This is a genomic window from Corynebacterium sp. ACRPZ (genome assembly GCF_022346205.1).
GTDB classification, from domain to species: domain Bacteria; phylum Actinomycetota; class Actinomycetes; order Mycobacteriales; family Mycobacteriaceae; genus Corynebacterium; species Corynebacterium lehmanniae.
The window spans coordinates 202,400-212,203 of record NZ_JAKRMR010000003.1; the positions used below are offsets into that span (position 1 = coordinate 202,400).

The 9,804-nt window shown below is 66.9% G+C and carries 9 protein-coding genes and 2 rRNA genes; all 11 read right to left on the reverse strand.

The window, feature by feature from the left end; genetic code table 11:
* Positions 1-3: 3 nt before the first annotated feature.
* Positions 4-651: an NUDIX hydrolase gene (locus tag MHX64_RS03560; protein WP_239355726.1), complete on the reverse strand. Its 648-nt coding sequence runs from the start codon at positions 649-651 to the stop codon at positions 4-6.
* 19 nt (positions 652-670) lie between these two features.
* Complete coding sequence (locus MHX64_RS03565) at positions 671-1,519, reverse strand: copper transporter (protein ID WP_239355725.1); 849 nt, start codon at positions 1,517-1,519, stop codon at positions 671-673.
* A gap of 14 nt (positions 1,520-1,533) precedes the next feature.
* Positions 1,534-2,766, reverse strand: coding sequence for a putative cytokinetic ring protein SteA (steA, locus tag MHX64_RS03570; protein WP_239355724.1), 1,233 nt, complete (start codon positions 2,764-2,766; stop codon positions 1,534-1,536).
* Positions 2,767-2,818: 52 nt separating this feature from the next.
* Positions 2,819-4,546 (reverse strand): DNA repair protein RecN, encoded by a 1,728-nt coding sequence (recN, locus tag MHX64_RS03575; RefSeq protein ID WP_181888375.1) that lies wholly within the window; start codon positions 4,544-4,546, stop codon positions 2,819-2,821.
* Positions 4,547-4,567: 21 nt separating this feature from the next.
* The gene (locus MHX64_RS03580) at positions 4,568-5,488 is read right to left on the reverse strand and encodes an NAD kinase (RefSeq protein WP_239355723.1); all 921 of its coding nucleotides are present in this window, start codon (positions 5,486-5,488) and stop codon (positions 4,568-4,570) included.
* Positions 5,489-6,313: a TlyA family RNA methyltransferase gene (locus tag MHX64_RS03585; RefSeq protein WP_239355722.1), complete on the reverse strand. Its 825-nt coding sequence runs from the start codon at positions 6,311-6,313 to the stop codon at positions 5,489-5,491.
* Positions 6,314-6,334: 21 nt separating this feature from the next.
* Complete coding sequence (locus tag MHX64_RS03590; RefSeq protein ID WP_239355721.1) at positions 6,335-6,505, reverse strand: hypothetical protein; 171 nt, start codon at positions 6,503-6,505, stop codon at positions 6,335-6,337.
* Positions 6,506-6,510: 5 nt separating this feature from the next.
* A complete protein-coding gene (locus MHX64_RS03595) occupies positions 6,511-7,494 on the reverse strand; it encodes an HAD-IIA family hydrolase (protein ID WP_239355720.1) in 984 nt (327 codons plus the stop codon).
* A 4-nt stretch (positions 7,495-7,498) separates the two neighbouring features.
* Positions 7,499-8,224, reverse strand: a complete 726-nt coding sequence (locus tag MHX64_RS03600; protein ID WP_370642053.1) for a hypothetical protein — start codon at positions 8,222-8,224, stop codon at positions 7,499-7,501.
* Positions 8,225-9,295: 1,071 nt separating this feature from the next.
* A 5S ribosomal RNA gene (gene rrf, locus MHX64_RS03605) occupies positions 9,296-9,413 on the reverse strand.
* A 171-nt stretch (positions 9,414-9,584) separates the two neighbouring features.
* A 23S ribosomal RNA gene (locus tag MHX64_RS03610) occupies positions 9,585-9,804 on the reverse strand; the annotation flags it as partial.

Here is a 9,804-nt window from a genome sequence, read left to right on the forward strand (position 1 = left end):
CTGCTAGATCCGCTTCATGTCCGGCACGACGCCCTGCTTGGCGCGACGTGCGGCCAGGGAAGTCGGGCGCAGGCGGAACGGCTCGTCGATAGGCCGGGGCGCATCACCCCGCGCAACCAGGCGCGCGGCTGCGAGGATGCCGGAGACCGCGATGGAGTTGACCACCTCGCCGCGCAACGCCATATCCGCGGCATCCTCCAGGTCCACCCACGAAAAGTCCATGTCGGCCTCCTCGTTTTCGGGCTCGGGCCGCTCCACCTCGTGCAGGCCGCGGGCGATGAACACCCGCACCGCCTCCTCCGCGAAGCCCGGTGAGGTGACCAGATCCACCAGCACGCCCCACTCGTCCGCAGCTAGGCCTGCCTCCTCCTGCAGCTCGCGCTTCGCGCAGGCCAGCTCGTCTTCGGCGTGCATGTCCAACAGACCGGCGGGAAGCTCCAGCAGACGCTCGCCGACGCTGTGGCGGTACTGCTCCACCAGCGCCACACGGCCATGTTCATCCAGCGCGACCACGGCAACGGCGCCGAAGTGCTCCACAATTTCTCGCGCGGCCTCGTTGCCGCCCGGCATGACCACCTGGTCGCGGCGCACCGCGATGATCGGCGCGTCGAGGACAACTTCGGACCCAGTGACAGTGAATTCGTGGCTCATGGCAACCAGCCTACGAGCCTTAGGCCTCGCCGCCACCACTAGACACTGCAAGCACGGACTTGATGCGACCTGCCTCGTAGTCCACGCCGCCGACAGTCTTCACCCCGTCGATCGCATCCGGCTCAGTGCCCTGAGACGCAAGCGCAGTCTTGCCTTCCGCGCCGAGTGCCTTGGCAAAATCGCCCAACACCTTGGCTCCGAAGTCGGTGCCTCGCGACGGCCCGTCCACAATCACCACTGCGCCAGCGGGCACAATAGAACCGCTGAACTCGATAAATCCAGCCTGCTGCAGCGTGTCCAGCACCAAGGTGCGGTCCGCCGGCAGGGTTTTGGACTCGCCGTTGGTGCCATCGTCGAAAAGCACGGTCGCGAGAGATTCGCCTGCATGAAGCCCTGGGGAGCGTTCCTCCACCGACAGTTTCGCGCCCGAAGGCAGCGTGTTGGCGACAATGCTGGACAGCTCGTCTGCACCCGCCTGGTCGGTGAAGCGCTCCGTCAAGGTCAGCTCGCCGGAGTCGGAGGCGCCAGCGGCGTTGAGCAACCAGCGCACGGACTCCACATCGTCAGCGTCCGCCGCGGCGGTGCGCACAATGGTCACCGGCACGTCCTTCAGGGCACCGGAGACGATGGAGCCGGACTCCTGGGCCAACAAGTCGTTCGCTTCCTCCGCGCGTGCCTCCGCCTCAGTGAGTTCGGAGTCGTCCGCGTCCGGCTTGGCCGGAGCGTCGGCCTTGAATTCGGAAAAGCCGAGGTCAACCTCGCCCGGCATCGCCGGAACCAGCACGAGAGCGCCCAGCGCAATACCCAGCGCTGCGCCCCAACCCAAACCGGCCGCAATCAGCCCGGCCCTGCCTTTAGTCTTCGCCATCTGCCACTGCCCTCCTAGCTGGTCCAGCCGTCGAACCAGCCGCGCACCGTCAGCGCGATGGTGTTCCAGGTGTCTACGAGGTTGTCGGCGAAGTTGCCGTCACCGCCGAGGCCGGCGATCAGGATCACCACCGCGGCGGCAACGAGCACGCCGAGGATCGCCCACGCCCACGCCACACCCGCACCGGACTCGACGGCGTAGAGGTTGGTGATTACGGTGGAATCCACGATCTTGCGCCCCGCCTTCAGGCGCGCGAGCAGCGCCGCCGGTTCCGTTGCCGGGGTGCCCGCGGTGGTAGCCGAATCCGCGAAGATGCGGTCCAGCTCCACCGGCTGGCCGACGGTGACAATCATCTCGGCGTCATGAAATGTGGCCAGCAAGATGGCCAGGTCCGTCGGCGAATCCGTCGCCGCCGGGAAGGTCATCGCGCCCACTCCGAGATCCTGAATGCGCTCCAACCCGGGCGCGTAGCCGTCCGGCTCCGCCGGCAGGATCACCTTCGCGTCGGAGCGCAGGTTCTCCGAGGCCACGTCCTTCGGGTCCCCCACGATGACGTCCGGCGCATACCCCATAGACGCCAGCGTGTCCGCCGCGGAGCCGACACCGATGACCACCGGCGTGTACTCCTGCATGAAGTTCTTCAGCTCCTCCAGACGCTGGCGCGTGTCGGGAGCAGGCGAGACCACCAGTACCTTGCGCTCGGCCATGATGTCGCCGAGTTCCGGGGCGCCCACGCCGTCGATGAGCAGTGCCGCCTCCGAGTGGATGAACTCGATGGTGTTGCCGAAGTAGGCCTCCATGTTTTCCACCAAACCGCGTTGGGCCTGGGCGAACGTGGCGTCCACTTCGGTGCGGGTCACCGGCTGTGCCTGGCCGGCAACTTTGCGTCCCACGGTGATTTGGCCGGTCGGTGAGACCACGGCCTTCTTGCCGTCGCGGATCTTTCCGCGCATGTCTGTGCCTGCCGCCTCGAACAGCGGAACGCCTGCGTCGAGAAGCAAATGCGGCCCGAACGTGGGAAGCGTGCCGGTGGAGTACGGCGCGAGGTTGACCACCGCGGCCGGGCGCCGCGCAATGATTTGCTCCGCCAAACGGCGCTGCATGTCGGGGGCGTCCACGAACACGATGTCGCCCTCGCTGAGCCTGCCAAGGCCCTTGCCCTGCGGGGTGCAGTCGCGCAAGGTGCCGCGCAGCTCGGCCGCGGGCGGTTCCTTCGTGGGGTCTTGGGTGGAGGGTGCAGCAGTCATGCGCACCATTGTGCAACGGTGACCTGCCTGAACCGGGGAGGCGCGCGGGGAGTTATCCGCGCAACTGCTCCACCTCACCCTGCGCGCGCTCGAAGAGTTCCGCGGCGTGGGCGCGGCCGGTGTCCGAATCGTCCATGCCCGCCATCATTCGGGCCAGCTCCTCGATGCGCTCCTCCGGTTGCAGCGCCGCAACACCGGAGGTCACAGCCACGTCGCCGATGTCCTTGGACACGTGCAGGTGCGTGTCGGCATACGCCGCGACCTGCGGCAGGTGCGTGACCACAATGACCTGGTTGCCGCGCGCCAACCGCGCGAGACGCCGTCCGATCTCCACCGCCGCGCGCCCGCCCACGCCTGCGTCCACTTCGTCGAACACCAGCGTCGCGCCGCTGGAGGATTCGGACAGGATCACTTCGAGCGCGAGCATCACGCGCGACAGCTCGCCGCCGGACGCGCTCGTGGCCAGCGGCTTCGGCTCAAGCGCGCTATTCGGCGCGAGCAGGATCTCCACCGTGTCGGCCCCGTCGCGGCCGTACTGCGCCTTCGCGACGTTGACCGTGAGTTGCGCCTTCGGCATCGCCAGCCCGTGCAGCTCCTCGGTCACCGCCTCGCCCAACTTGCCCGCGGCCTTCGTGCGCGCCTTCGTCAACGCGGCGGCGTGCTTTGTCATCGCCTGCTCCAGCTCGGCAACCTTCGCCTTCAGCGTTTCGACGGCACCCTCCGACGTATCGATCTTCGCCAACCGTGCCCCAGCTTTGTCGCGCCACGCCACCACCCCTGCCGCATCCGGGGCGTACTTGCGGGTCAGACCTTTGATCTCCTGCTGTCGCTGCAGGAGCCGCTCCAACTCCTCCGGGTCGGACGGCAGGCTGCCGGTGTAGCTGCCCAGCTCCGCGGAAACGTCCGAGAGCACGCCGGCGACCTCGCCCAGCCTGGCCCCCAGATCACGCAGGTCCTGGTCGCTGGCTCCCTCTAGCGCCGCCTGCGCGCGGCCGATCAGGTCGGAGGCGGGTTCCTCTTCCCCGCCGACACCGCCGACGGCGTCCGCGCCGTCGATAGCCATAAGCGCGGTCTCGGCGGCCTCGCGCAAGGCGTCCACATCCTGGAGACGGTTGATGGTGGCAACCAGCTCCTCGTCCTCGCCAGCCTGCGGGGCCACCGCATCGATCTCGTCGATGGCGAACTGGAGGCGGTCTACCTCCTGCGCCAGCTCCAGGCGCTTTTCCGTGCGTTCCTTCAAATCCTTCGCCGCCGCTCGCCACGCGGTGTACGCCTCGCGGTACGCGTCCAGTTTGGCCTGAATAGCCGGGTCGAAACGGTCAAGTGCGGCCAACTGCTGTTCCGGCGCCATCAGCCGCAGCTGGTCGTTCTGGCCGTGGATGGTCAGCAGGTGGCCCGCCAGCTCGCTCAGCGTCGCCGCCGGCACCTTGCGCCCGCCCAGGTGCGCGCTGGAGCGCCCCGAGGCCTTCACCGAGCGCGAGACCAAATACTCGCCGTTTTCGTCAGCTTCTGCGCCAGCGCCCGCGGCTATCGCGCCGACGGCTTCGCGCATCTCCTCCGGCAGCTCTTCGGTGCCGAACGCGCCTTCCACCACCGCGCCGTCCGCGCCGGTGCGCACGCGTGAGGCATCCGCCCGGCCACCGGTGAGCAGGCGCAGGCCCGTGACCACCATCGTCTTACCAGCGCCCGTCTCGCCAGTGAGCACGGTCAGCCCCGGCGAAAGCTCAGCCGAGGCATGGCGGATCACACCAAGGTTGGAGATAGCAATCTCAGCGAGCAAAAACGTGCCTCCCTGTCAGATTCAAGCCCCGCGCGGGCCGCGCCACCCGGAAACCGGGAGCTGGAATTTGTCCACGAGCCTGTCCGTGAACGGCCTGTCGTCCAAGCGTACCCAGCGCACCCCGCGCTCGCCCCGCGCCACTTCCACGCGGGAACCGGCGGGCACCGTCAGGCGGCGCTGCCCGTCCATCACCGCCACGGCCTGCGTGGTCTGCTGCTCCGATTCCACCGCCACAGTCGACGTCGGCGCCACCACCAGCGGCTTGGCAAACAGCGCGTGCGCGTTATTCGGCACTACCAGGATCGCGTCGAGCTGCGGCCACATCACGGGCCCGCCCGCGGAAAACGCGTACGCTGTCGAGCCTGTCGGCGTGGAGATAAGCACACCGTCGCAGCCGAAGGAGGACACCGGCCGGAAATCCACCTCCAGCGTCGCGTCCAACACGCGGGTGCGGTCGGAGTTTTCAATGCTGCACTCGTTGAGCGCCCAGCTGCGGCCGAGCACCTCCCCGCCCTCGCCGATCACCGACACGTCCAGCGTCATGCGCTCAACCACGCGGTAGGAACGGTCAATTACCTGGCCGATGACTTTTTCCAGGCTCGATGCTTCCCCTTCCGCGAGGAAGCCCACGTGACCCAGGTTGATGCCAAGGACCGGGATGTCCTGCGCCCGCGCGTAGCTCGCCGCACGTAGGAACGTCCCGTCACCGCCGAGCACAAGCACCAGCTCGCAGCCCGCGGCGGCGGTGTCGTCCGCCTTCGCGCGCGTCAGCCCACACAGCACAGGGTTGGTCTCGATGACGTCCATCTGCTCCTGCTCGAGCAGACGGACCTCAATGCCCGCCTGCTGCAAAAGCTGCGCCGCCCGCGCCGCCGAATCAATGTTGGAGGCCCTGAACAGGTGCGGCACCAGCAGGATCTCGCGGCGTGTCGTCTCACCCATCTACTTCGGTCCTTCCTCGATCGCGCGGTTGACCAGCGCGGCCAGTGCGTCGTCGTCAAGCTTGTGCTTGCCCCCGTCTTTGACCAGCCACAGAAAGTATTCCACGTTGCCGCTCGGACCCGGCAGCGGGGACGCCGTCGCCCCGCGCACGGACAAGCCCAGCGACTGCGCAAAACGCGCGACGTCCAGCGTGACCTCCGCGCGCAGCTCCGGCGAGCGCACCACGCCGCCGCTGCCGAGGCGGTCCTTACCTACCTCGAATTGTGGCTTGACCATGGGCAGCATGTCCGCGCCGTCGACCATGCACTCCGCAAGCGCCGGCAGCACTAGTTTCAGCGAGATAAACGACAGGTCGCCCACCATAAGATCCGCCGGCCCGCCCATCATCTCCGGAGTGAGGTTGCGGATGTTCGTGCGGTCCAGCACGCGCACACGCTCGTCGTTCTGCAGCCGCCACACCAGCTGGCCGTAACCCACGTCCACCGCGACGACCTCGCTCGCGCCGCGCGACAGCAGCACATCAGTAAACCCGCCGGTCGAGGCACCAGCGTCCAACGCCTTTCGCTTCTCGACGATCAGCCCGCCCCCGCCAAACACCTCAAGCGCGCCAAGCAGCTTGTGCGCACCACGCGACGCCCAATCGTCCACGTCGTCGGTGTTGACCTTGATCGACGCTTCCGGCTCCACCACCGTCGCCGGCTTCGTTGCCGTGAAGCCACCCACCTGGACGCGGCCTTCCTTGATCCACGACTGCGCCTGCTCGCGCGAGCGCGCAATCTTGCGGCGGACCAGCTCCGCGTCGAGCCGGGTGCGTTTCGGTGCCACGGTAGCGGCCCCCTTTCTTAACTAGCTATCGGACAGCGCCTCGTGCAGCACCGCGTGCGCCCGGGTCAGCGCGTCCACCTCTGCCGCAAGGCCTTCAGTCGGTTCCGCGAGAATCGACTCGACACGCTCGGTGACTTCCTCGGCGCTGACCTTGGGCGCGCGCGGGTCGCGGGGAATCGGCGCAGGGCTCATCTGCGTCACCACCACTTCGCGACGGCTACCGCAGCGGCATCTGACTCTGCGCGCACATCGGCCGGCGGCTCGGGCTGCCGCCACGCCACGTCGAGGGCAGTCCGAAGCGCAGCCAAGCTGGAGGCGCCGGGGTTGCCGCTGGAAAGGACGATGGCGGAGCCGTCGATACGCGCCTCGAAGCCCTCCTGCGCACCCGGAGCGAGTGTCTCCGGCGACTCGCTGAGCCCGCGCATGTCCGCGGCGATGTACGTCGGCCGGTGTTCGGGCGGCGCCTGCAGCAGCGCGTACGGGCCAGAAACCCCGGTCAGCACATGCAGCGCGGGCATGCCAGCGGCGACGCCACCTGCAATATCGGTGTCCAGCCTGTCGCCCACAGCGAGCGGTGTCTGCATGCCCCGCGACTTCGCCGCCTGGGTGAACATCGCCGGCTCCGGCTTGCCCGCAGCCTCAGGCACGACGCCGGTCGCCGAGGTCACCGCCGCGACCATGGACCCGTTGCCAACCATCAAGCCGCGCTCCATCGGCAGCGACGTATCCAGGTTCGTGGCCAGGTACTTCGCCCCGCGCTGCAGGCTCAGCGCCGCCTCCGACAGCTCGCGCCACCCCGTGTCCGAGTTGTGGCCGTGCAGCACCACCTTGGGCGCATCATCGGCGCTGTCCACGACCCGGTAGCCGGAGTCCTGGACCAGCTGTCGCAGCGACGGCGCACCCACGACGTAGACTGCGTCCCCCTTCTCGAGGTAGCGCTCCGCCATGTTCACCGCCGCCATCGCGGACGTGAGCACGTCCTCCTCACCCGCATGCAAGTCAATGGCACGGAGCATCTCCGCGACATCCTTGGCACTGCGCGAAGCGTTGTTGGTCACGTACATCGCCGGCAGCCCGGAGGCGTTAATCGCCTCGACCGCGTGCTCAATCGCCACACCGCCAGACCAGACAGTGCCGTCGAGGTCCAGCAGCAGGCCGTCATGGTACGACGCAAGCGTCATCGCTCTAGCCCAGCTCCGCCACACGCTCGGACGCGTCGGTCATGCCGTCCACGTCAATCTTGGCAACGTGCTCAAACCACCGCTTCGCCTCCGCCTTCTCGCCGGTGGCCAAGAGCGCATCTGCGTAGGCGTAGCTCAGCCGCGCCTGTTCAAAACCCTGGGAATCCAGCGACGGGTTCAGTCGCTGCAACTGCGCCACCGCCGAGTCGTGCTGCCCAAGGTCGTGGCGTGCACCAGCCAGAACGATGGCCAGCTCAATCTGGCCTTCCTCGTCCAACTCGCGTGCCTCGGGGCTGCGACCGAGCTCCAGTGCCTTCTCCGGCCTCCCAAGACCGCGTTCCGCGTCCGCCATCACAGCAAGCAGGCCGGGACCGCCGGAAATTCGGCGCGCGGCACGAAGCTCAGACAGTGCTTCCTTCCACTCGCCGGCGTGGTACGCCACCACACCGTTGGTTTCGCGCACCACGCCCACGCGTCCCGCGCGGTTCTTCGCGGCGCGGGCGTGCTGCAGCGCAAGCTGTGGGTCGTCGTACAGCAGGTCGGTCGCCATGAGCATATGCTTTGCGACGCGCTCCGCATTATCCTTCGACAGCACCTTCAAATCCTGCAGCACCGACGGGTCCAAGTCGGAGATTTCCAGGCCCTGCGGCAGATCAGGCTCCAGCTCCTTCTGCACCATGCGGTCCTCGCGGAAGCCCTCGCGGCGCGGGTTGGAACGGTCGTGGCGCACACCACCGCGACCCCGGCGACGGTCCCCGTCGCGTCCGCGACCCTCGCCACGGCGGCCGTCGCCCCGACGCTCGCCGCGCCGTCCGTCTCGGCCCTCGCCTCGGCCTTCACCACGTCGACGGTCCCCATCCCGACCGCGACCTTGACCCCGGCGCCCTTCGCCCCGGCGCTCTCCGCGATCGGAGTCGTTTCCGCGAGCCCCGCGCTGACCATCGCGGTTGCGGGCGTCACGACCACCGCGCTCCCTATGCGGGCGGTCCTCGCGACCGTTGTCACCGAAAGAGCGCTCCTGCCCTCTTCCTTCGTCCACATCTGCCATTGGGGACCTCCGTTTCTAATCTCGACCATTATAGGAAAGCCATGCACCCGGGCACATCTGGCTCCCACCACCTGCGCCTTCCCCCACCCCGTCCGGCCTCACTGCGTCAATATCTGGGATCAACCTGCCCATTTGGGTGCCGATTGTGCACGAATCGACGGCGGGTCCGCGTTTCCCCAGGTGGATTATCGGGCGAGTGGGGCGCGTTGTCGATTCGTACAATTCGTGGGTCTGCCCCCATTGTTGGTGACACTGGTGTTCTCCGCAATGCGGAAATCCGCAACGGCGGCGGGCTGGGGTGGTCTCGTAGAAGTTGACGACCGGACGGTTTTCGCCCGCTGTTTCCCAAGGTCGTGGATCACCGTTGTCAGAATTTACGAGACCGCCACTTCCCCGCCGGGTTCATTGGTTGGTTCGTACCCATTATTGGCGAGCTCGGTGTTGTCCGCAATGCGGAAGTCCGCAAGCGCTAGAGGGCGACGAGGAGGCCATGCGGGGCACCGGTTGTGGACGAATCGACGACGCCGCCGCGTTTGCCCAGGTCGGTTTTGCGTCGGCGGGGGTGTTTTGTTGATTCGTACAATCCGTGGGTGCACACCAATTGTTGGTGGGGGTGTGGTTGTCCGCAATGCGGAAGCCTGCAATGCGGGAGTACACGCGAGCAGCGTGGCTACGCCGGCCGAGTAGTGAGCATGCAGAAAAGCACCCGCCGCAAGCAGGTGATTGTGGCGGGTGCTGTGTGTGAAGTTGTTGGGTCGGCGGTAACCTACTCTCCCACTCCCTCCCGGGGGCAGTACCATCGGCGCGGGCGGGCTTAGCTTCCGGGTTCGGAATGGGACCGGGCGTTTCCCCGCCGCCATCAACCACCGACACACCTTGTGGGGTATGCACGGCGCTGAGTGTTCAGCGTGTGTATGCAATTTTTGTCGGCCAACCACTTCTTCGGGTTGGTGTGTTGTGTCAGTGACTGCACAGTGGACGCGAGTGTTTTGCTTGTTTGTGTTCGTTTCGCGGTGTTCACACCCTTGGTTGGTGTGCGACGATGCGTGTGTTTATTGGTGTATTAGTACCGGTCGCCTCCACACATTACTGTGCTTCCAGGTCCGGCCTATCAACCCAGTCGTCTTCTGGGAACCTCAAATGAAACCTCATCTTAAAACAGGCTTCCCGCTTAGATGCTTTCAGCGGTTATCCCTTCCGTACGTAGCCAACCAGCCGTGCTCCTGGCGGAACAACTGGCACACTAGAGGCACACTACACAC

Excerpts from the sequence above, each read along its gene's own strand:
- MHX64_RS03560 (WP_239355726.1), bottom strand. The coding sequence starts at position 651 with ATGAGCCACGAATTCACTGTCACTGGGTCCGAAGTTGTCCTCGACGCG.
- MHX64_RS03565 (WP_239355725.1), bottom strand. The coding sequence starts at position 1,519 with ATGGCGAAGACTAAAGGCAGGGCCGGGCTGATTGCGGCCGGTTTGGGT.
- steA (WP_239355724.1), bottom strand. The coding sequence starts at position 2,766 with ATGACTGCTGCACCCTCCACCCAAGACCCCACGAAGGAACCGCCCGCG.
- MHX64_RS03580 (WP_239355723.1), bottom strand. The coding sequence starts at position 5,488 with ATGGGTGAGACGACACGCCGCGAGATCCTGCTGGTGCCGCACCTGTTC.
- MHX64_RS03590 (WP_239355721.1), bottom strand. The coding sequence starts at position 6,505 with ATGAGCCCTGCGCCGATTCCCCGCGACCCGCGCGCGCCCAAGGTCAGC.
- MHX64_RS03595 (WP_239355720.1), bottom strand. The coding sequence starts at position 7,494 with ATGACGCTTGCGTCGTACCATGACGGCCTGCTGCTGGACCTCGACGGC.